This window comes from Ensifer oleiphilus, assembly GCF_013371465.1.
GTDB classification, from domain to species: Bacteria; Pseudomonadota; Alphaproteobacteria; order Rhizobiales; family Rhizobiaceae; genus Ensifer; species Ensifer oleiphilus.
Genome location: NZ_JABWDU010000002.1, coordinates 735,884 through 756,282, shown reverse-complemented (window position 1 = coordinate 756,282; position 20,399 = coordinate 735,884). Strand labels below are relative to the sequence as shown.

Annotated in this window: 16 protein-coding genes and 1 pseudogene; 7 read left to right on the top strand and 10 right to left on the bottom strand. The window is 62.3% G+C overall.

Translation table 11 applies throughout. The annotated features are described in order from the left end of the window. Window positions 1–578: 578 nt before the first annotated feature. Window positions 579–2,006: a L,D-transpeptidase family protein gene (locus HT585_RS10380; protein ID WP_176352818.1), complete on the bottom strand. Its 1,428-nt coding sequence runs from the start codon at window positions 2,004–2,006 to the stop codon at window positions 579–581. A gap of 167 nt (window positions 2,007–2,173) precedes the next feature. Here HT585_RS10380 and HT585_RS10375 point away from each other — a divergent pair, with 167 nt between their 5' ends. From HT585_RS10375 to HT585_RS10365, 3 genes are all read left to right on the top strand, one after another. Next, window positions 2,174–3,013, top strand: coding sequence for a DUF4432 family protein (locus HT585_RS10375; RefSeq protein WP_176352817.1), 840 nt, complete (start codon window positions 2,174–2,176; stop codon window positions 3,011–3,013). Window positions 3,014–3,092: 79 nt separating this feature from the next. Further along, window positions 3,093–3,431 carry a protein tyrosine phosphatase family protein gene (locus HT585_RS10370; protein WP_176352816.1) on the top strand — a complete coding sequence of 113 codons (339 nt, stop codon included), beginning with the start codon at window positions 3,093–3,095 and terminating at the stop codon, window positions 3,429–3,431. Window positions 3,432–3,556: 125 nt separating this feature from the next. Next, entirely contained in the window at window positions 3,557–3,910 is a 354-nt protein-coding gene (locus HT585_RS10365; protein ID WP_176352815.1) for a cupin domain-containing protein, read from the top strand. A 194-nt stretch (window positions 3,911–4,104) separates the two neighbouring features. On the opposite strand, the gene HT585_RS10360 is transcribed toward HT585_RS10365, so the two are convergent. From HT585_RS10360 to HT585_RS10350, 3 genes are read right to left on the bottom strand one after another with little or no spacing between them, the layout of a single operon-like run. Next, entirely contained in the window at window positions 4,105–5,751 is a 1,647-nt protein-coding gene (locus HT585_RS10360; RefSeq protein ID WP_176352814.1) for a thiamine pyrophosphate-binding protein, read from the bottom strand. A gap of 43 nt (window positions 5,752–5,794) precedes the next feature. Next, window positions 5,795–6,748 carry a DMT family transporter gene (locus HT585_RS10355; protein ID WP_176352813.1) on the bottom strand — a complete coding sequence of 318 codons (954 nt, stop codon included), beginning with the start codon at window positions 6,746–6,748 and terminating at the stop codon, window positions 5,795–5,797. A 12-nt stretch (window positions 6,749–6,760) separates the two neighbouring features. Further along, window positions 6,761–7,741, bottom strand: coding sequence for an alpha/beta fold hydrolase (locus tag HT585_RS10350; RefSeq protein WP_176353267.1), 981 nt, complete (start codon window positions 7,739–7,741; stop codon window positions 6,761–6,763). 215 nt (window positions 7,742–7,956) lie between these two features. Here HT585_RS10350 and HT585_RS10345 point away from each other — a divergent pair, with 215 nt between their 5' ends. Both HT585_RS10345 and ettA read left to right on the top strand, forming a co-directional pair. Beyond that, window positions 7,957–8,703 carry a ribonuclease T2 gene (locus tag HT585_RS10345; protein WP_176352812.1) on the top strand — a complete coding sequence of 249 codons (747 nt, stop codon included), beginning with the start codon at window positions 7,957–7,959 and terminating at the stop codon, window positions 8,701–8,703. 118 nt (window positions 8,704–8,821) lie between these two features. After that, complete coding sequence (ettA, locus tag HT585_RS10340) at window positions 8,822–10,471, top strand: energy-dependent translational throttle protein EttA (protein ID WP_176352811.1); 1,650 nt, start codon at window positions 8,822–8,824, stop codon at window positions 10,469–10,471. 342 nt (window positions 10,472–10,813) lie between these two features. Here the strand turns inward: ettA and HT585_RS10335 are convergent, their stop codons facing one another. Further along, window positions 10,814–11,746, bottom strand: coding sequence for a ribose-phosphate pyrophosphokinase (locus tag HT585_RS10335; protein WP_210270371.1), 933 nt, complete (start codon window positions 11,744–11,746; stop codon window positions 10,814–10,816). A 498-nt stretch (window positions 11,747–12,244) separates the two neighbouring features. Between HT585_RS10335 and HT585_RS10330 the strand changes: the two genes are divergently transcribed. Continuing rightward, on the top strand, window positions 12,245–13,264 hold the full coding sequence (locus tag HT585_RS10330; protein ID WP_176352810.1) for an ArsR/SmtB family transcription factor: 1,020 nt from the start codon (window positions 12,245–12,247) through the stop codon (window positions 13,262–13,264). Between the two features lie 2 nt (window positions 13,265–13,266). Continuing rightward, the gene (metF, locus tag HT585_RS10325; RefSeq protein WP_176352809.1) at window positions 13,267–14,208 is read left to right on the top strand and encodes a methylenetetrahydrofolate reductase [NAD(P)H]; all 942 of its coding nucleotides are present in this window, start codon (window positions 13,267–13,269) and stop codon (window positions 14,206–14,208) included. A gap of 574 nt (window positions 14,209–14,782) precedes the next feature. On the opposite strand, the gene HT585_RS10320 is transcribed toward metF, so the two are convergent. From HT585_RS10320 to HT585_RS10300, 5 genes and pseudogenes are all read right to left on the bottom strand, one after another. After that, window positions 14,783–15,721, bottom strand: coding sequence for a DMT family transporter (locus HT585_RS10320; protein ID WP_176352808.1), 939 nt, complete (start codon window positions 15,719–15,721; stop codon window positions 14,783–14,785). Between the two features lie 384 nt (window positions 15,722–16,105). Further along, on the bottom strand, window positions 16,106–17,302 hold the full coding sequence (locus tag HT585_RS10315; protein WP_176352807.1) for a lytic murein transglycosylase: 1,197 nt from the start codon (window positions 17,300–17,302) through the stop codon (window positions 16,106–16,108). Between the two features lie 153 nt (window positions 17,303–17,455). Further along, window positions 17,456–18,241: a glycoside hydrolase family 25 protein gene (locus HT585_RS10310; protein ID WP_176352806.1), complete on the bottom strand. Its 786-nt coding sequence runs from the start codon at window positions 18,239–18,241 to the stop codon at window positions 17,456–17,458. Window positions 18,242–18,427: 186 nt separating this feature from the next. After that, a pseudogene (locus HT585_RS10305) lies at window positions 18,428–19,096 on the bottom strand (class I SAM-dependent methyltransferase); the annotation flags it as partial. Beyond that, complete coding sequence (locus tag HT585_RS10300) at window positions 19,093–20,343, bottom strand: BtaA family protein (protein ID WP_176352804.1); 1,251 nt, start codon at window positions 20,341–20,343, stop codon at window positions 19,093–19,095. The pseudogene HT585_RS10305 and the gene HT585_RS10300, both read right to left, overlap by 4 nt. Window positions 20,344–20,399 lie beyond the last annotated feature (56 nt).

Sequence of the window (20,399 nt, the reverse complement as noted above, 5' to 3'; positions counted from 1 at the left end):
GGTTCGTGGGCGGCCGCGGTCTGGGTCGTGTCGGTGGAGTAGTCGGGTGTAAATGTCTTTGCCGGGACGGTGGTCCGCCGCACCGGCCCTATGGGTTCCGATGAAAATAGCCTGACCAAGACGTCCTTGAGCAGACAGGGCCATTTTCAACGCGGGCATGTCGGTGTCACTCCCCCAATTGGGTGAAGGCGCAAGCAAAAAGCTGCGATTTCAACGGACTCGGGAGGAATTCTGTGGCTTCGCGATGATCCCTGCCGCAATGGTTGGGACGAGCAACCATCCCCTATGTATCGAGCCTTTGGATGCAGCTCTTCTTGTCGCCGGCAAATCGCCTTGTATGCTCGGCGACGGCCATGAGCGTCATTCCTGTGCCTGTCACAGGAATCTCTTGCAGGTCCGCAGGAACTGCGGACCATTCCAGTCTTTGGGATGAAAAGTGTTTCGACCTGACGGATGTCAGGTCGCTGGATTCCGGCCCAAGGCCAGAATGAGGGACCAGGGGAAGCCTCTTTCTCCAGGTATTTTGACGTCGTCGATTAGAAGGCGCGCGCTTACGCTTAGGCGCCCAGACTGACGTCTCAGTCGACGAACTCGACCGTGACGCCGACGCTCACCATCTTGGCGAGTTCGGTCGCGTCCCAATTGGTCAGGCGAACGCAGCCGTGGCTCTGGGTCTTGCCGATCTTCGACGGCTCCGGTGTGCCATGAATGCCGTAGGTCGGCTTCGAGAGTGCGATCCAGACCGTGCCGACCGGGCCGTTCGGGCCTGGCTGCAACGTCAGGATCTTGTCGTTGTTGCCCTGCTTGAAGTTGATCTTCGGGTTATAGGTGTAACCGGGATTGAGCGCGATGCGCTCGACATTGACGGTGCCCGAGGGCGAAGGCGTGTCGGAGGAGCCGATCGTTGCCGGATAGGCGGCGACGAGCTTGTCGGCGGCGTCATAGGCCAGCACCTGCTTGCGGGCCTTGTCGGCGACGATGCGCGCGACCTTTTCCTTGCGGTTTTCACCGGGGTTGATGACCTTGATGATCGTGCCGGGAATGGTGAAGTCGACGCCCGGGTTGAGTTCGCGCAGATAGGTCTCGTCCATGTGGAACTTCTCGCCGAGCATTTCCGTCGTCGAGGTGAAGGACATGTGCGGCAGCATCGCCTTGTGGGCGTAGTCGTCAGGGATCGAGGCGACGTAGGGGCCGGAGGCGTCTGCGGCCGTGATGGTGTAGCTGGTGATCGGCAGGCCGCCGCTCATGCGTAGCCGCTCGAGGATGTCCTCGGTGTTGTTGGGATCGAGCGTTTCGCCGGTTGCCTGCTGCCAGGCCTCGATCGCCTTGGTGACGTTCGAGCCCATCTTGCCGTCGATAACGCCGGGCGAGAAGCCTTCGCGGTCGAGGAACACCTGCAACGCGGTGATCTCGGCGCGCGACTTGGATTTGACAGAGATGGCCGGCGGCATGGTCTGCCGGAGCGGCTGGTCGTATTGCGGGTCGATCGCCGCCTGTTCGTCGCCGTCGATCAGGCCGGGCAGGCTGTTGGGCAGATCGTTGCGCTCGACGGAGGGCGGGACAACGTCGCGATAGTCAGGGTCGCGATAATCCGGAATGGAGCCGGTGACGTCGCCGGGTTCCGAATAGCCATAGCCGCGATCGCGGCTACGACTGTTGGAGTAGACGTCCGTTTCTTGCTGGCGGCGATAGGCACCATACCCTTCTGACGGCACCACGGTCGCGACCACATTGCCCCAGTTGTCGACCAGCACGGTACGGCCGCGGCGGTCGCGCATTGTGCGCACTTCGTCGGCCCCCGGCATGTAGTCGAGAATCTCGCCTTCCGGCGTCACCAGCATCACATCGCCATTGCCAGGCCGATTGCGGCCGTAGCCTTCCTGAGCAAAGGCGGATGCAAGATCCACGGCGAGGAAGCCGGCTGCGGCGAGGAGCGAGAGGCCGGTGCGGGTCGCTGACGTCACGATAAAACCTGTTCTCATGGTGGTTGATGTGGCGCGGTACATTCCGATTTCGACGTTAATGTGAAAAAAATGAATTCATCATGAATAAGCGGTTAAATTCTATCTAGGCCGCGTCTTAGCAGCTTTCAACCGATGAGAAACAGCCCCAATCGGCTATCATGTCTTTGTGATCGCTGTGATTCCCGTGGGTTGGGCTGGAGGGCCGGTGCATGCGAACGAGATTTGATGCACCTGATGACGCGCAGGAGAACCACATCCTGTTCGATCGGTTGTCGGCACTCGACATCGCTGCCTTCGTCGTCGATGGCGGCGACCTTTCTCCGGGGGCGGCGATTCCCTCCGACGGCGATCCGCGTATCGACCGGGCGCTTGCCGGCTTTCTCTTCACCTGCGGTCCGGAGCACATCCGCCATCCAGAGCCGATTGCAGCCGGCGAGGAGGGCGCGCGCTATCCCCTTCACGGCTCGCTTGCCGGCACGCCGGTCAAGCATACGCACATGTCTGCCGACGCCACGCTTTGCATCGCCACGGTCGAGGTCAACCTTGCCGATGGCGGCCACGCGCTTTTGGAGCGGCGCTGGCACGTGGACGCCGACCGGGACGAGGTGATGCTGGAAGACCGGCTGACCAACACCGGCGCTGACGCCTTTCCACCGATGATGATGTACCACCTCAACATTGCCGGCAGGTTGGTTAGCGACGATACGCGCATCATCAGCCCGTCCTTTGCCGCGGGGGAGCGCGGTTGGCGGTTCGGCGAGGGTGAGAGCGCGCATTTCTGCATTCCGGGCGAAGTCGGGGCGGATGGGTGGTCAGACGTGGCGCTTTCGCCGCTTACCGGCGGCAAGCGGCTGACGGTGCGCTTTCGCGCCGACACACTGCCTTATCTCCAGATGTGGCGCTGTCAGCGCGGCAACGCCGACGTCATCAGCATCGAGCCTGCGTCGCATCGGTTGGCCAAACGGCCGGAGCTCGGTGCTGCCGGCGAGCTGCAACTGCTCGAGCCCGGGCAAACACAGACCTATGCGATTGCCTTCGCCGTCTCCTGACTCAAGCGTTTGGAATTGACGACGACGGGTACCGCGCCTACATCAATCGCCTCAGGTTTTTTGCAAGGGTAAAGCTGCCATGGACATTCGCCCGATCAACGATGAATACTCGGTTTCCGGCCAGATCACGGTCGAGGACCTCGACCAGATCAAGGCGCTTGGCTTCAAGTCCATCGTCTGCCACCGCCCCGATTTCGAGGCGCCGGACCAGCCGACGTTCGATTCCATCGCAGCGCGCGCGCAGGAACTGGGCATCGAGACCATGCACATTCCCGTCGGCCCGATGGGCGTGACCGCGGATGCGGTCAAGAAGATGGTCGACGCGCTCGACGAATTCCAGCGCCCGATGCTCGGCTATTGCCGCTCGGGCGCCCGCTCGACGGCGGTGTTTCAGCAGACACAGCATATTCGCGGCTGAGCCGGTTCAGCGCAGCAGTGCACGGGCGTCACTGCGCCCAGAAATGCCTTGCGCCCAAGGGTGCCAGGCATACCGACATGCCGGCTCGCCCGTGATTCGAACAATCGAATGGCGGAGGATGCTGGATGACGGGCCTACATCTGATCGAACGCGAGCAATGGGCTGAAAAGCCCGATGTCTGGCAGGGCGAATTTCAGGGTGGCGCCTATGGCACCGACGTCTCGGTGATGTTCTTTACTACCGACAGGATCGGCGGCGGGCCGAAGCTGCATCGCCATCCCTATCCCGAGACCTTCATCATCCGGACTGGCAGGGCGTTGTTTACCGTCGGCGATCGAAAGATCGAGGCTGAAGCCGGGCAGATCGTCGTGGCGCCGGCTAACGTGCCGCACAAGTTCGAAAATCTTGGGCCGGGGCGCCTCGAGACGACCGACCTGCATGCGACCGGGGCGTTTGCGACGGAGTGGCTGGAGGAGTAGAGCGCGCTGCGGGGCCGCATGTCTCAACAGTCACGCCGATCGCTGTTCGATCACCCGATACCATCGACGCTTTCGAGTGATGTCGTTGAGATCGTTTTCGCTCTCAAACGGATTCACGGAAACGATCCATCTCCTTGTTTTTATACGTATCGTTGTCCCGAAGTCGCGGCGCGCTTTCGGGACAACGATAGACATCAACCCTTCCTGATCTCGCTCAGCGTGCGCGTCGGGGTGATCGCTTCCGGATCGAGCTTGATTTCGATGATCGCCGGCTTGCTGCTGGCGCGGGCGCGCAGGAACGCATCGGCAAACTCTTCCGTCTTTTCCACCGTCTCGCCGTGGCCGCCATAGGCGCGGGCGAGTGCTGCAAAGTCTGGGTTGGTCAGGTCCGTGGCGCTGACGCGGCCGGGGTAGTCGCGCTCCTGGTGCATGCGGATCGTGCCGTAGATGCCGTTGTTGACGACGACGGTGATGATCGGCAGGCGGTAGCGCACCGCGGTTGCGAACTCCTGGCCGTGCATCAGGAAGCAGCCGTCGCCGGCAAAGCAGATGACTTCACGGTCCGGGTGCAGATGCTTGGCGGCAACGGCGGCAGGCAGGCCGTAGCCCATCGAGCCCGAGGCGGGGGCTGCCTGTGTCGCGTACCGACGGAAGCGGTGGAAGCGATGCACCCAGGTGGCGTAGTTGCCCGCACCGTTGGTGAAGATCGTGTCTTCCGGCGTGTTCGCCTCGATCCAGTTCATGATCGGGCCCATGCGCACGTCGCCGGGGCCGGTTTCCGGCGGTGTCGACCATTTGAGATAGGCTTCGTGCATCGCCCTTGTGCGTGCCGACCAGACTGGCTCGGCCGCGGGCGCAAGGCTCCCGAGGGCCGCAACGAAGTCGCGCGGGCTGGCGGCGATCGGCAATTCCGGGCGGTAGACGCGGCCGAGTTCGGAGGCATCCGGGTGCACATGCACCAGCGTCTGGCGCGGGTAGGGGCTATCCATCAGGGTGTAGCCCGACGAGGGCATTTCGGAGAAGCGTCCGCCGATCAGAAGCACGAGATCGGCTTCCTTGATTTCCTTGGCGAGCGCCGGGTTGATGCCGATACCGACATCGCCGGCATAGTTGGGGTGCAGATGGTCGTACAGCATCTGGCGACGGAAGGAGCAGCCGACCGGCAAGCTCCAGCGTTCGGCGAAGCGCTGGAATTCGGCGACGCTGTCAGCCGTCCAGCGGGTGCCGCCGAGAATGGCGATCGGGCGCTTGGCGTTTTCGAGCAACGCGCCGAGCTTCTTGATCTGGGAGGGGCCGGGATGGCCCTCGACCGGCTGGTAGGCCTTTGCGGCTGGCGCATCGGCGCTGCGCGTCAGCATGTCTTCGGGAAGTGTCAACACGACCGGGCCAGGTCGGCCGGAGGTTGCGACCGCAAAGGCGCGGGTGACGAATTCCGGGATGCGAGCGGGGTCGTCGATCTCGCCGACCCATTTGGCGACCTCGGTGAAGGCGCGGCGATATTCGATCTCCTGGAAGGCTTCGCGCTCGCGCGCCTCGCTCTGCACCTGGCCGATGAAGAGGATCATCGGGATGGAGTCCTGTTTGGCAACATGGAGGCCGGCCGAGGCATTGGTGGCGCCGGGGCCGCGGGTCACCATGCAGATGCCGGGCTCGCCGCTGAGGCGGCCCCAGGCATCGGCCATCATCGCAGCGCCCCCCTCCTGGCGGCAGACGACGACATCGATGTCGGTGTCGTAGAGCGCGTCCAGCACCGCCAGATAGCTTTCGCCGGGTACGCAGGCGATGCGCTTGACGCCGTTGGCGACGAGCGCGTCGACGACGAGTTGACCTCCAGTTTTCATGCTTTCCTCCCGATAGTCATTCTTTTGTTGTCAGATGCTTATTTCAGATTGCGGGCGAGACCGGAGCGATACTCGCGGTCTTGTCGACCCGGCGCTCCCGCCAGATGATGTAGAGGCCGGAGCCGATGATGATGGAAATGCCCAGCCATTTCAGCGCGTCGGGCAGGTGGCCGAAGACGAGCCAGCCGAAGATCGTCGCCGAGACGATTTCGAGATATTGCAGCGGCGCCAGTACGGAAGCCGGAGCCGAGCGATAGGCATAGACCCCGAGCACGCCCGAAATGGTGGCGGTGACGCCGACGCCGAGCAGGTAGAGCCAGGCGTTGCCGGCGGGCCAGACCGGATCGAAGACGTCAGATCCGCTGCCTTCGCCGAGCCACAGAAGAACGAGACAGAAAAGCCCGCCCCAGATGCCGGCATGGAACTGCATCGACCACGGGTCTTCGTTCTGCGCCACCATGCGCGTCACCAGCAGGAACACGGCAAGGCCGAAGGCCGCGACGATCGGCAAGAGCGCGATGAGGCCGACCTCCTGCATGCTCGGCTGGATGACCAGCAGCGCGCCGAGGAAGCCGACGGCGCAGGCGGTGTAGCGCCGCCAGCCGATGGTTTCCTTCAGGAAAATGCTGCCAAGGATGGTGAGGATGATCGGCTCGACGAAGAAGATGGCGATGGCGTCGGCCACCTCCATCACCTTCAGCGTCGTGATGAAGGAAAGCATGGTGACGACAAGCAGGCCGCCGCGCAGCGCATGCAGTCCGGTCTTGCGCCAGGTGAGGTCGAACAGGCTGCCGCGCACCAGCACGATCGGCAGGATGAAGACCACCTGCAGGATGAAACGCACGGCGGTAATCTGCGCCGAGGGAACGGTGGCGATCGCCAGCTTGGCGAAGATGTCGATCAGCGGCGACAGGAGCACCGAAAGGACCATCAGCGTCAGGCCGAAGGAGATTCGGTCATTGGCATTGGCGGTCTTGGGGAGGGACATGTCTGCCATGGTGATTTCGGGTCAGGACCTCTTGCCGACGGCAACCTTGCCGGCCGTAGCCTTTGCGCCATCAGCCTTGCTGACGGCAGATTGGCACCAGGTCGCAAAGTCCGCGGTCGCCTTTTCGCGGCCGATTTCGTTGAGCGTCTCGTGCCGCATGCCCTCGTGGATCGTCACGGACACGCCCGTCATGCCGCGCGCCTTCATTTGGCTGCCGAGCCAACGGATCGCGGCGCCGTTTTCGGTCGAGGGATCGGCGCTGCCGCCGACGAGATGGACGGGAAGGTTTGCCGGCAGGCGTGCCAACCGATCTGCCCGCGCGCCGGCAAAGGCGAGCCGCATCAGATCCAGCCAGAGGGAGACTGTCGCATCGAAACCGCAAAGCGGGTCGGCGATATATTTCGCCACTTCCGCCTCGTCCCGCGATAGCCAGTCGGAATCGGTCTTGCGATCCTTGATCGCCTGGCCCCAGGCGCCGAAGGTGAGCTTGGACAAGAGCGGGCTCGGCACATCAGAGCCCTTGAGCGCCTTTTCGATCTTCAGGATCAACTGGCCGCCGCGCCCGGCAAGGCCGGGGCGGAAATTCGAGTTCCAGACGGCGAGCGCGTCATAGAGATCAGGATCGGTCTCGGCGGCGTTGAGCGTGATCAGTCCGCCCATGGAATGGCCGAAGAGAATGACCGGCAGACCCGGATGGGCCGCGACGGCAAGCGCGCGCATCGCCTTGATGTCGGCAAATACCTTGTCGAGCCCGTTCCGGTTCGAGAACATCGCCAGCGGCGCATCCGGCGCGCGGGTCGCACCGTGGCCGCGATGGTCATGGGCGTAGACGTGGAAGCCGTGGGCGGCCATCACTTCCGCGAAACGGGCATAGCGGCCGGAATGTTCGGCGAGCCCATGGCTGACGAGAAGAATGCCGCGCGCGTCGATCGTTGCCGGAAAGTGGCGCCAGCTTAATGTCGCGCCTGTCGGGCTTTGATGTGTCCTCACCTGCCCGAACATGCCTTCCCCCGGACCAATCCTCAGCTTTGCCGATATCAAATCGATTTGCATGGGAAAGGCAATCGCTGCTTGGTGATCTCTACGCATGAGGTCACAAGCGATTTCCTGCATCTGTAATTACCAGTTGCAATTTTCCCGTTTTGAGCGATATTTGTTCCCGTTTTGTTTTTCGGGAGAGTGTCATGGCATGTTGGAGTAAAGCAATATCAAGTCCAATGACAATTGTTGCGATGGCGCTGGCGATGCTGCTTGCCCCGTCGTGCTTTGCCTTGGCGCAGGAGAAGGTCGACTCTGGGGCGGAAAGTGGCTCGTCGCGAACGGACTACGTGCTTGCCGTCAGCTGGCAGCCCGGCTTCTGCGAGACGCGGCCTGAGCGCAAGGAATGCGCCAGCCAGACGGCGGAACGGTTCGATGCCACCAACCTGTCGCTGCATGGGCTCTGGCCCTTGCGCAAGAGCTATTGCGGGGTGGCGGCCGAGATGCGCAGCCAGGATCGCAAGGGCGACTGGCTCGATCTGCCGAAGCTTGCCATGGCCGACGATACAGCTGCGCGGCTGCTGGTCGCAATGCCCGGTGTGCAGTCGGGGCTTGACCGACATCAATGGTTGCGCAGCGGCACCTGCCAAAGCGGCACCGTCGACGAGTATTTCGCCGTGCAACTTCGCATGCTCGAGGAGCTCAACCGTTCGGCCGTCGGCGCGCTCTTTAGAGGACGCATTGGCTCAGAACTCGACGAGACGGCGATCAAACAGGCGTTCGACCAGAGCTTTGGCCAAGGTGCCGGCGACCGGGTGCGCATGCGCTGCCAGACTGTCTCGGGGCGCAGTGTCATCACCGGCCTGACGATCGGGCTGACCGGGGATGTCTCGGGCAAATCCGGGCTCGCGCCGCTGATCCAGGCCGCGGGGCCGACGGAGTTCAAATGCGCCAAGGGCATTGCCGATGCGGCAGGCCGCGGATAGCGGCTGACAAGCCCCACTGGCATGGGATAGGCGGGGGCAAGCGCCTTTGGCGATTGCCCCTTTGCACTAATTCGCCTACATAGCGGGCAAATTTCCTTCCCATGCGGAGCTTTCCTTTATGGCACGTCAATTCATCTATCACATGGCCGGGCTCAACAAGTCCTACGGCGCAAAGAAGGTCCTGGACAACGTTCATCTGTCGTTCTACCCGGACGCGAAGATCGGTATCCTCGGCCCGAACGGTGCCGGTAAGTCGACCGTGCTGCGCATCATGGCTGGTCTCGACAAGGAATACACCGGCGAAGCCTGGATCGCCGAAGGTGCCACCATCGGCTACCTGCCGCAGGAACCGCAGCTCGACCCGACCAAGACCGTGCTCGAAAACGCCATGGAAGGTGTTGCCGCCAAGACCGCGATCGTCGAGCGCTACAACGAGCTGATGATGAACTATTCCGACGAGACGGCGGAAGAGGGCGCAAAGCTTCAGGACATCATCGACAGCCAGAACCTGTGGGATCTGGAAAGCCAGGTCGAAATGGCGATGGAAGCGCTGCGCTGCCCGCCGGGTGATGCCGATGTCACCAGCCTTTCGGGCGGTGAAAAGCGTCGTATCGCGCTTTGCAAGCTGCTTCTGTCGCAGCCTGACCTGCTGTTGCTCGACGAACCGACTAACCACCTCGACGCCGAGACGATCGCCTGGCTCGAAAAGCACCTGCGTGAATATCCGGGCGCCGTGTTGATGATCACCCACGACCGCTACTTCCTCGACAACGTCACCGGCTGGATCCTCGAGCTCGACCGCGGTCGCAGCATTCCCTACGAAGGCAACTACTCGGCTTACCTCATCGCCAAGGCCAAGCGCATGCAGCAGGAAGGCCGCGAAGAGGCTTCCCGCCAGAAGGCGATTGCCCGCGAACAGGAATGGATCGCATCCAGCCCGAAGGCCCGTCAGGCCAAGTCCAAGGCGCGTATCCGCTCCTATGACGAACTGGTCGATGCCGCAGAAAACCAGCGTCCGGGCGATGCACAGATCATCATCCCGGTCGGCGAACGTCTCGGCCAGGTGGTCATCGAGATGGATGGCGTCACCAAGGGCTATGGCGATCGCCTCCTGATCGACGGCCTGTCGCTGAAGCTGCCGCCGGGCGGCATCGTCGGCATCATCGGCCCGAACGGCGCCGGCAAGACGACGCTGTTCCGGATGATCACCGGCCAGGAGCAGCCGGACGGTGGCTCGATCCGCATCGGCGAGACGGTGCATCTGGGCTATGTCGACCAGAGCCGCGACGCGCTCGACGGCAACAAGACCGTCTGGGAAGAAATTTCCGGCGGTGCCGAAGTCATCAAGCTCGGCAAGTACGAGATGAACTCGCGCGCCTACTGCTCGACCTTCAACTTCAAGGGTGGCGACCAGCAGCAGAAGGTCGGCAATCTCTCGGGTGGTCAGCGCAACCGCGTTCACCTCGCCAAGATGCTGAAGAATGGCGGCAACGTGCTGCTGCTCGACGAACCGACCAACGACCTCGACACCGAGACGCTGGCAGCTCTTGAAATCGCGCTCGAAAACTTTGCCGGCTGCGCCGTTATCATCAGCCACGATCGCATGTTCCTCGACCGCCTGGCGACCCACATCCTCGCCTTTGAAGGCGATAGCCAGGTCGAATGGTTCGAAGGCAACTTCGAAGACTACGAGAAGGACAAGATCCGTCGCCTCGGCCCGGATTCGGTCAACCCGAAGCGCGTCACCTACAAGCGCCTGACGCGCTGACGTTTAGTGCGTCGCGTGAGACCGGTCTTGCGCGACGCACCCATGTTTTGCGGCATGGGCAGGGCGGCAGCCGGCATGCTGTCCGGACCGCGACGCCTGGGGGCCCCCGCGTCCGGAAGAACGCAACGGGGTCGCACTCGCACTCTGATTTTGGAAGGCCTTATCGGCCTTTGGTGGTTCCACTTGAAAGCGGGATGTTCCGGAGCGTTTCCGGTTCAAACGGACGCTCACAAACGCTCCAAAGCCTGTCGCGCAGAAGTTTTTCACGGTCTTGCGATAACGACATGCGTTAAAACAACAACTTAAGACGCGCCAAGCGAATCTGAAAGAGCGCGACGTGCTCTAGTTGAAAAGGCTTGAAACGCTTTGCTCTCTCGCCGTCCGGACGAGGGCCTCGCCTATCAGCGGCGCGATGGTGATCCGTCTGATATTGGGGGTCTGACGCTGAGCTGCGGTTTCGTGGATGGAGTCGGTCACGACCAGCTCCTTGAGTCTGCTGGCACCAATGCGTTGACATGCGCCTTCGGAAAGAACGCCATGGGTGATATAGGCCGAGACCTCCCTGGCGCCAGATGTCAGCAACGCTTGCGCCGCGTTGATCAGCGTGCCGCCACTATCGACGATGTCGTCGATCAGAAGACAGCTTTTTCCGGACACATCGCCAATGATGTTCATGACTTCCGACACTCCTACGCCGGATCGCCGTTTGTCGATGATCGCGAGATCGGTACCAAGTCGCTTGGCGATGGCGCGAGCGCGCGCCACGCCGCCCACGTCGGGCGAAACGATGATTGAACCCTTTGTGTCATAGTGCTCCCGAATGTCGCGGCTCGTTACGGGCGCTGAATAGAGATTGTCAGTCGGAATATCGAAAAACCCCTCGATCTGATCGGTATGGAGATCAACCGTTATGACGCGGTGGACACCTGCGGCAGCAATCATATTGGCTACGAGCTTCGCCGAGATCGGTGTGCGGCCAACGGCGCGGCGATCCTGACGGGCATAGCCGAAGTAGGGCATCACGGCGGTGATACGGCGAACTGATGAGCGCCGCAGCGTATCGGCCAGGATAAGCAGTTCCATCAGATGGCCGTCTGCCGGCGCGCTTGTCGATTGGAGAATATAGACGTCCTCACCGCGGACATTCTCGTGAAGTTGAACGTGGACTTCCTGGTCGGCGAAGCGCTTGACCGCGCAGTCTAGCAGGGGAAGATCTAAGTGATGGGCAACGGCTTCGGCAAGGGCGCGGTTGGAGTTGCCGGTCACCAGCTTCATTGGCGCGATCCTGTTTCAAGGAGCCTTCGGGAGCAGAAGTTTGCGTCTTCGGCACCCTTAGAGTCTTGCGTGTGGAATCACAACCAATCGCCTCGCATTTCCTGCGAGATGGTCGGTTTGGTTTGACTCCGGCCCTGGCCCGATTGCCGCGTGCAGACGACGACCCCGGTTACGCCGTCGGGTCCAGATCAATCGGATGCAATCCGCGGGCGGAAGGCTCGAAGGCGTTTGACCTCGAAATGCCGATGGGAGAAGCGGCAGGCGCGCGCAGTTGCGCTGCAACGCGTTGACGTTACACCTGATTTCCTTCAATCGCATTCGTTTCAAGGTTACGGCTGCCCCTTGGCGCCGTGCGAAGGCAAGCTTCGCCCGGTGGCCTGACGGAACGGTGGAAAGTCCTGTTCCTTGAGCGGCATAGTTTGCTCTGTCAGCGCAAATCCGCTTGCGCTACATCCTTAAATCACATAAACATATCTTTATGTGTTGATGGGGATTGGTATGGCGGATCAGAGAGAGCTTGGTCTCGACGCGCTGGTGGATGTGCTGAAGGCTGCGGGTGAGCCCACCCGCATGCGCCTGCTCGCGCTGCTTGGCGCGGGGGATCTCACCGTCACCGATCTTACCGAAATTCTCGGACAATCGCAGCCCCGCATTTCGAGGCACCTGAAGTTGCTGGCCGAGGTCGAGCTCGTCGACCGCTACCAGGAAGGCGCATGGGCTTACTTCCGCCTTCGCCAGGAGGGCGCCCGCGTGTCGCTGGTGCGCGCGATGCTTGGGTCTGCCACATCGGACGACGCGGTTCTGTCGCGCGATGCCTCAAGGCTCGTCACCTTGAAGAAGGCTCGGGCCGAAAAGGCGCAGGCCTATTTCAGCCGCAACGCGGCTGGTTGGGACGAGCTGCGGCGGCTGCATGTCAGCGAGCGGGACGTGGAGACGGCGCTGCGCGACATGGTTGGCGACGAGCCGGTCGAAAGCCTGTTGGATCTGGGCACCGGCACGGGACGTATTCTGCAACTGTTCGAAGGCCTCTACCGACGCGGCATCGGCATCGATGCCAGCCGCGACATGCTGGCCGTTGCGCGCTCCAATCTCGATCGTGCCGGCATCACCAAGGCGTCGATCCGCCACGGCGATATCTTCAACTTGCCGCTCGATGGCCAGGTGTTCGATCTCGTCACCATTCATCAGGTGCTGCATTTCCTCGATCAGCCGGAAGCGGCAATCGCTGAGGCCGCCCGGATGCTGACTCCGGGCGGACGGCTGGTGATCATCGATTTTGCGCCGCACGGGCTGGAGCATTTGCGCGACGAACATGCCCATGCGCGGCTCGGCTTCTCGCATCAGGCCATGACCGATTGGCTGGCGAAGGCCGGGCTCCAACTGGAAAAGACGACCGATCTGTCGCCGGAAGGCACGGACGGAGGAAAACTGACGGTGACAATCTGGCTGGCGCGCGATCAGCGCGCCGTCGAGGAGAGCGAAGCGCCACATCAGCGCATGCAAGCAGGGGGACTTTGAGAATGACGGCACAGACGCTTTATCCTGCCGAGCGCGGCAATCTGCGGCTTTCCTTCGAATACTTCCCCCCTAAAACCGATGAGATGGAAGCGCAGCTCTTCCAGACGGCCGAAGATCTCTCTGTCTTTTGTCCCGCCTTCGTGACCGTCACCTATGGTGCGGGCGGTTCGACCAAGACGCGGTCGCTGACGACAGTCAAGCGGATGATCGAGGAGAAGGGCTTTGCCAACACGGCAGCGCACCTGACCTGCGTCGGCGCGCCCAAGTCGGAGGTGGACACGGTTATCGACGAGTTTCTCTCGTTCGGCGTTCGTCACTTCGTGGCGCTGCGCGGCGATCCGCAGGGCGGAATCGGCAGCACCTACGCGCCCTTTCCGGGTGGTTATGAGAGCAGTTCCGATCTCGTGCGGGCGCTTCGCGATCGCGGCGATGTCGAGATCTCGGTGTCGTCTTATCCGGAAAAGCACCCGGAAAGCCCTGACGTGGATGCCGACATCGACATGCTGAAGCGCAAGGTGGATGCAGGTGCTACGCGGGCGCTCACCCAGTTCTTCTTCGACAACGACGATTTCGAGCGCTACCTTGAGCGCGTGCGCCGGGCGGGCATCGACATCCCGATCGTGCCGGGCATCCTGCCGATCAACAACCTCGCCCAAGTGCAGAAGTTTGCCGGCCTTTGCGGCGCCAGCGTGCCGGAGGTGATCGTCACCCGTCTTGCACATCTGGAGGACCAGCCGACCGAGCGCTTCAAGGAGGCGACCCATATTGCCGCCGAGCAGATCGTCGATCTCGCCCGCCGTGGCGTCAGGGACTTTCACCTCTATACGATGAACCGTTCGCCGCTGATCACGGCTGTCTGCGACCTCGTCGGCTTCGAGCGCGCCGACGAGATGGCGCAAAGCGAGCATGTTGCGCTGAAGGCGGTTGCCGGCGCGGCGGCGTAAAGCCCCGCAGTTTCGCCTGCAAATGTGGGAGCTGTTGATTTCCCAGGGGCAGCACGAATGTCCCGGCGGAAAGCCGTTCTGAAAAAGCGAAAGCGCATGAAGGTGTCCTTCATGCGCCTTCTTTTTTCCTGCAGCGTCGAGGCAGATTGCTGTGTTGGCCTACCTCAAAAATCTCTGCTGCAAATTGGATTCCCGGAAAGTTAAAGTCCTATTTCGGTCTGGACTCTCAGCGGCCTGACTTCAGATGAAGAGCATTGTGGCCACGAATACGAACGCTGCACTAATCATGAGGACATTCAACGAATGTGTAAGTCCCATCGAAGACCCTCCTTGCGCTGACGGTTAAAACATAGGGCGAAATAGCGGCGCTTAAAAGGGAAACTTGTGCTGCAGTGCAAAAACGCGTGATCACAACCGCCTTATCAACAGGGCTAGTCGATTGAAATTAAAACGTATTTTAACGTGCCACATTTTTTTCACAATCACTGTCGGAAGGTTAATGTAAACCGATGTAACCGAGCGTGAGTGGCCCGGAAGGGCACGTTTGCCGGCTGTCCCGCCTGTTCGATTCCGCTTATGCGGCGCGTTTCATCCTGAGAATCCGGCCGTCGAGTACGGCAAGGCCGGCGGCAATCAACGCCATGCCGCCGACATCCGCCGGCTGCAGCGTTTCACCGAGAAAGAGATAGCCGAGAAGGATTGCGCTCGGCGGAACAAGAAGCGTGACCAGCGACGCGTTTGTGGCGCCGGCTTCGCTCATGATGCGGAAGAACAGGATGTAGCCATAGGCGGTGGAGACGAGCGCGAGCGCCAGAATGGCCAGCGTTGCCTCGATCGGCGGCATCGGCAGGGCCCAGGGCGTGTCGACGAGGGCCGCGACCGGCAGCATCATCAGCGACGAGGCGGTCAATTGGCCGGCCGCAGTGACCGGCGGAGCAAGGCCGCGAAAGCGCTTGCCGTAGGTCGCCGCCAGGCCATAGCTGACGGCGGCGAGCACCGGCAGCATCAGCGCCCAGAGCGGCACGCTGCTGGCTTTGCCGAAAAGCCCGCCAATCGCGCTCGGCCCGATCAGCACCACCGTGCCGGCGAGGCCGAGCAGGCAGCCGCCGATCTTGGCAGTGCTAAGTTTTTCGTCGTCGGTTGCCATGTTGGCGATGATCACGGTCCAGACGGGTGTGGTTGCGTTCAGGATCGCCGCAAGGCCGGCGCCGATATGGGTTTGCCCGAGGAAGATGAAGGCATGCGGAATGGCGTTGTTGATCAGGCCCATCAGCAGGAATTCGCGCCAGCGGCTGGCGAGCGCCTGATAGATGCCGAAGCGCCCGCGGATATAGAGGTGCAGCGCCAGCGCGGCGAGGCCGAGCCGCAGGAACACCAGCGTGAAAGGCGGCACATGCGCGACGGCGACGCGGGCAAAGAAGAAGGATCCGCCCCAGATAAGCCCGAGCAAGGCGAGAAGCGCCCAGGTCCGCATGGTCATCTGCTGGCTGGCTGCCTGTGATGGTGCATTCATGGTGCTGCTCGCGCTTTATGCGCGGCCGCTGCCGATCTATTCGACCAGTCGGGATGCGCAACGGAAATAGATCGCGTCTCCACCGGTGTGCCGATAGCGGTTTACCGGCCCAGTGGATAGGCATCACACAGATCTAGCGCGGCAAGATGCGGGACACCACCCGCTTCTTGCGCGGGGAGGCCCATAAGCGCTCTCGGTTTCTATCGCTGACCAGGGAGGCAGGCACCTGGCTGCTTCGGCCCGTTGCGACCGGGGGAGCAGGGAGAAATGTTGCCCGGCCAGATCCGGGCCGGGCAGATGTGCATTCGGTTCAGGCGGAAATGCAGAAGCGCTCGAAATGATTGTCTACGGGCATTTGCCGCGCTGCTGTTCTTCCGGGCATGATCAGAGCGAATTCAGCAACTCGAGCGTCGCCCAGCCATCGGCGGGGCGGCCGAGACGCAGCTGTTCTTTCTGCAGCGCCGCACGTGTGCCCGAACCGAGAATGCCGTCGACCTTGCCGACGTCATGGCCGAGCGTCTGAAGCTTGGTCTGCAGCGCCTTCATGCCGGTGTCGTCGAGGCCCTGTTCAGGATTGCCGCCCTCGTAGGTCGGTGCGCCGCCGAGGCGGGTTGCGAAATAGGCGGCCGAGGTCGTGTAGATGAACGACTGGTTCCACTCGAGATAGACGTTGAAATTGGGGTAGGTCAGGAAGGCGACGCCCTTGCGGCCCTGCGGCAGCACCAGCGAGGCTTCGAGATTGCCGAAGGCGGTGTCGCCGTTGCGCGGCTTGACGCCGAGCGCGAACCAGTCGCTCGCCTTCATGCCCGGCTGCAGGCCGGTCTTTTCCCAGGGCAGCTGTTCGGGAACGCTGACTTCCTGGATCGCCGGCTGGCCGGCCTTGAAGCCGAGGCTCTGGATGAACTTGGCGGCGGTCAGGATCGCGTCCGGCGAGCTCTTCTTCAGGTTGACGTGGCCGTCGCCGTCGCCATCGACGCCATAGGCGATTATGTCTTCCGGCAGCATCTGCACCTGGCCGATTTCGCCGGCCCAGGCGCCAGTGGTCGTTGCCGGATCGAGGTCGCCGTGCTGGACCATTTCGATGGCGGCGATCAACTGCGGGCGGAACATTTCCGGACGGCGGCAGTCATGGGCAAGCGTCACCAGTGCATCACGGGTGTTGAAGTCGCCCTGAACGGCGCCGAAGTCGGTTTCCATTGCCCAGAAGGCGGTGATCACAGGGGCGGGAACGCCGAATTCCTTCTCGGCGCGGGCGAAGACATCGGCATATTCCTTCATCTTCTGGGCGCCGATGTCGAGGCGCGACTTGCTGACGGTGCGCTTGGAAAACTCGGTGAAGGTCTGCTTGAACACGCCCTGGGCGCGGTCGCGGCTCAGCACCTTCTCATTGATGGCGGCACCCGCAAGCGCACGGTCGACCACATCGGCCGGAACGCCCTTGGCGACTGCCTCTGCCTTGACGCCTTGCAGGAACGCGCCGAGATCGCCGCCGCAGGCCGGTGCCTGCTGCGCGAAAACCGGGGAGGCTGTCAGCGCGAGAAGCGCAACGGATGCAAGTGCATGCCGGGCCTTGAGGATCATGATAATTCCTTTCTGTCGCCGCACGGCGCGATGCGCCGCCGCTGGCGGTCAATGTACCAAAGATGCAATCTGTTGCTCGTCTCTCAGAGCATTATGACGGAAAGAAGAAAATGGGTCGGTTTGCCGCGCTTCTGCACAGAACCGTGGCCGTCGTCATTTCGGCTTGGAGACGGCCGCAACCCAATTCTTCCAGTTCTTCGCCGAGCCGGCAAAGGCGTTGATGTCGGTGGCGCCGTCGATGCCCGGTATCACGCCGGTGCTGGTATATTGCCAGAAGGCCCAGCGGCGTTCGACATAGACTTCGCCCGGATGCTTGGCGACGGAGCGGACCCAGAAGTGGTATTCCTTGAACTGGTCCACGAGATTGTCGCGGTGGAAGTCGACCGAGGTGTAGATGATCGGTCGCTTGCCGTAATGGGCTTCGAGCCGGTCCATGAAGCGCTTCATCGCGACGCGGACCTCGTCCGGCGAGGGGCGGGTGCGGCAGGTCTTGGACTCGCCGTTCCACTCGACGTCGAGAACCGGCGGCAGGTAGACGGCGCTCTTCGGCACGTTGGCGATGAACCAGTCGGCCTGGGCGTCTGCCGTCGAGCAGAAATAGTAGAAGTGGTAGGGCGCATAGGGAATGCCGGCGGCGCGGGCGCGCTGCCAATATTCGTTGAAGCGCGTGTCGACCCGGTCCTTGCCCTCCGTCGCCTTGATGAAGGCGAAGGAGACGCCGGAATTCTTCACCTTCATCCAGTCGATATCGCCGTTCCACTTGGAGACGTCGATGCCGTGGATATTGTGGTGGTGCGGCGTGCGGCCCCCGAAATCCTGCGGGTCGGTATCGTTGAAGCGCGGCGGGATCGATGCGGTCTGCATCAGATCGTAGTCGGTCGACGAACAGGCGGAAAGGAGGGTGGCAATAGGCAGCAGTGCCAGGAGAAGCCGGCGCATGGAGGTCCTGTTTCGAAACGAACGACGAGCCTGCCTCACACGATGGCTTCCATGACGGTGATGTTCCCCAGCGAGGCGTGAACCTCATTTTCACCATATCATCGTAAAAATTGAGTTAGCTCAAGCGGGAATCGTCGCAGCCCCCTGATCGCCCCGCAGTGCGGCGGCCGGATTTGCCCGCGAGGATGGCGCGGCAGATGGGCGGTGGTAGACCGCAAGCCAGGCATAACCCCGTCCGATGGCCCGGCGCTCGAGCTGTGCGCCGTTGCGCCTGGCGCGCTCGGCCAGGACGTCGAACAGCGCTTCACGCGGCGTTACATGGAAGCGCTTGAGCCAGCCGCGCAGCAGGCGGCGGAAGGCTGCCGGCAGCCGTTCCTGCTGGCCGAAATCGGCAACGTGCAGCGAGCCACCCGGGTTGAGCGCGGCAATTGCCGCGTCGATCGCGCCCTGCCAGTCCGGTATCATCGACAGGGAATAGGAGATGACGATCCGGTCGAAGCCGACCTCACCGAACGACCGGGGCTCGAAGCTGGTCGCGTCGGCGACACGCAGCATGGCGGGGGATCTGCTGCGGCGGCTGAGCTTGGCTGCAGCGGAGGCGAGCATCTCGGCGGAGATGTCGAGACCGAAGAGCCGGGCTCTCGGAAAGCATTCGCCGATGAGCGCGAGGTTGCGTCCCGTGCCGCACCCGACTTCGAGAACGGAGGCGCCGGGCTCCACGTTCAGTTCGCGGATCAGCGTGTCGCGGCCGAAGAGATAGTATTTGCGCGTCAGATCGTAGACGTGCCTCTGGTAGCGGTACATGTGGTCCATGCGCCGCTGATGGCTGATCTCGGTCTGGTGCACTTCGCTCATGCCTTCTTCCTGTAGATGTGGAAGCCGCCATAGATGGCCGAGCGATCGGCGTTGCCGAGCCTCAGCGATGTCTCGGCATCATAGTGCCACTGTTCCATCAGCGCGGGAGAGAGGCGGCCGGTCAGGATGCTGTCTTCAGCGGCGGTGCGGAAGATGACGGTTGCGCCCGCATCGGCAGTGCGGGTGATCTCGGTCCACAGGTCGTTCAACTGCTGCTCGTTCATCCAGTCCTGCGCGTCGAGCAGCACGTAGCGGTCGACCGATGCGGCCGGCTTCTTCGCCAGAAGCTCGGTGAAGCTGGCATGATGGACCTGGACGTTTTCGGCGCGGTTGCGGATCGTCTCATAGTTATCGGCGTGCAGGTAGGCCGGAAGTTCGCCCTCGTGCGGCAGGGGATAGCGTCTGGCGAAGGCCTGCCAGGCGAAGTAGTTTTCCCTGAGCGGGAAATGGCACGTCAGCTTTTCCAGGCGGTGGCGAAGCACTGCGGCCAGCGACTTGTCGGCGCTGAGGCTTGCCAATTCGTCGAACTGTTGCGGCGGGATGCCGAGGCCGAACAGCGAACTCTTCTGGCTGGTGATCCAGCGAATGAACGGGCGCTCGAACAAGGGCGCCAGGCGCGTATCGAAGAACTGGCGCTGCTCGCGCATGGAGCGCGCCTGGACGAACTCTTCCGGGTTGACGCCGTGCAGCCGTGCCAGGATGTGGCTGGCAGCGATGAAGCGGCCGAGCAGGCCGGTTCGATAAATGTTGCGACCGAAGACGCCGATGCGCCGGCGCCCGGTGACGCTGCGGCCGTTCCAGTAGCTGCGGGTCGCCTGATCGACCTTCGGGGCGATGAACAGATCGAAGGCCTGGACGTTTGATTGGGTACCCTGGGTTGCCAGGAACCGCGTGACGTCCTTGTGGCCAGGCAGGTGGCGGAAGGCGGCAAGCTTCAATCGGTTGAGCGCGATGTGGTGTGGATTGAGATCGACCACGTCGATGCGGCTGGGGCCGGCCGAGAGATAGGTCAGCATGTTGCAGCCGCCGGAGCCTATGGTGACGATGCGGTGCCCCGGGCGAAGCTGCATGGCTTCCATGTCGACGATAGGGTCTTCCCAGATCTGCGGATAGACGAGGCCGGAAAAGAGCAGGCCGAACAGGCGCTCGGAGAGGCCGGCAAGCGAGAAGGTCTTGTGTTGCAGGAGGGCGTTTTTTAGCTTCGGATTGTTTCTGCCAAAGCCGACATCAGGAGCAAGTTCGGTCATCTCTGCCGCTCATCCAGTTGAAACTTAGCCGCTTCTAAAGTGACTCCGCTACACTT

Excerpts from the sequence above, each read along its gene's own strand:
- HT585_RS10380 (WP_176352818.1), bottom strand. The coding sequence starts at position 2,006 with ATGTACCGCGCCACATCAACCACCATGAGAACAGGTTTTATCGTGACG.
- HT585_RS10330 (WP_176352810.1), top strand. The coding sequence starts at position 12,245 with ATGGCGGATCAGAGAGAGCTTGGTCTCGACGCGCTGGTGGATGTGCTG.
- HT585_RS10315 (WP_176352807.1), bottom strand. The coding sequence starts at position 17,302 with ATGATCCTCAAGGCCCGGCATGCACTTGCATCCGTTGCGCTTCTCGCG.
- HT585_RS10300 (WP_176352804.1), bottom strand. The coding sequence starts at position 20,343 with ATGACCGAACTTGCTCCTGATGTCGGCTTTGGCAGAAACAATCCGAAG.
- HT585_RS10345 (WP_176352812.1), top strand. The coding sequence starts at position 7,957 with ATGACAATTGTTGCGATGGCGCTGGCGATGCTGCTTGCCCCGTCGTGC.
- HT585_RS10365 (WP_176352815.1), top strand. The coding sequence starts at position 3,557 with ATGACGGGCCTACATCTGATCGAACGCGAGCAATGGGCTGAAAAGCCC.
- HT585_RS10360 (WP_176352814.1), bottom strand. The coding sequence starts at position 5,751 with ATGAAAACTGGAGGTCAACTCGTCGTCGACGCGCTCGTCGCCAACGGC.
- HT585_RS10320 (WP_176352808.1), bottom strand. The coding sequence starts at position 15,721 with ATGAATGCACCATCACAGGCAGCCAGCCAGCAGATGACCATGCGGACC.
- HT585_RS10335 (WP_210270371.1), bottom strand. The coding sequence starts at position 11,746 with ATGAAGCTGGTGACCGGCAACTCCAACCGCGCCCTTGCCGAAGCCGTT.
- HT585_RS10370 (WP_176352816.1), top strand. The coding sequence starts at position 3,093 with ATGGACATTCGCCCGATCAACGATGAATACTCGGTTTCCGGCCAGATC.
- ettA (WP_176352811.1), top strand. The coding sequence starts at position 8,822 with ATGGCACGTCAATTCATCTATCACATGGCCGGGCTCAACAAGTCCTAC.
- HT585_RS10375 (WP_176352817.1), top strand. The coding sequence starts at position 2,174 with ATGCGAACGAGATTTGATGCACCTGATGACGCGCAGGAGAACCACATC.
- HT585_RS10355 (WP_176352813.1), bottom strand. The coding sequence starts at position 6,748 with ATGGCAGACATGTCCCTCCCCAAGACCGCCAATGCCAATGACCGAATC.
- metF (WP_176352809.1), top strand. The coding sequence starts at position 13,267 with ATGACGGCACAGACGCTTTATCCTGCCGAGCGCGGCAATCTGCGGCTT.
- HT585_RS10350 (WP_176353267.1), bottom strand. The coding sequence starts at position 7,741 with ATGTTCGGGCAGGTGAGGACACATCAAAGCCCGACAGGCGCGACATTA.
- HT585_RS10310 (WP_176352806.1), bottom strand. The coding sequence starts at position 18,241 with ATGCGCCGGCTTCTCCTGGCACTGCTGCCTATTGCCACCCTCCTTTCC.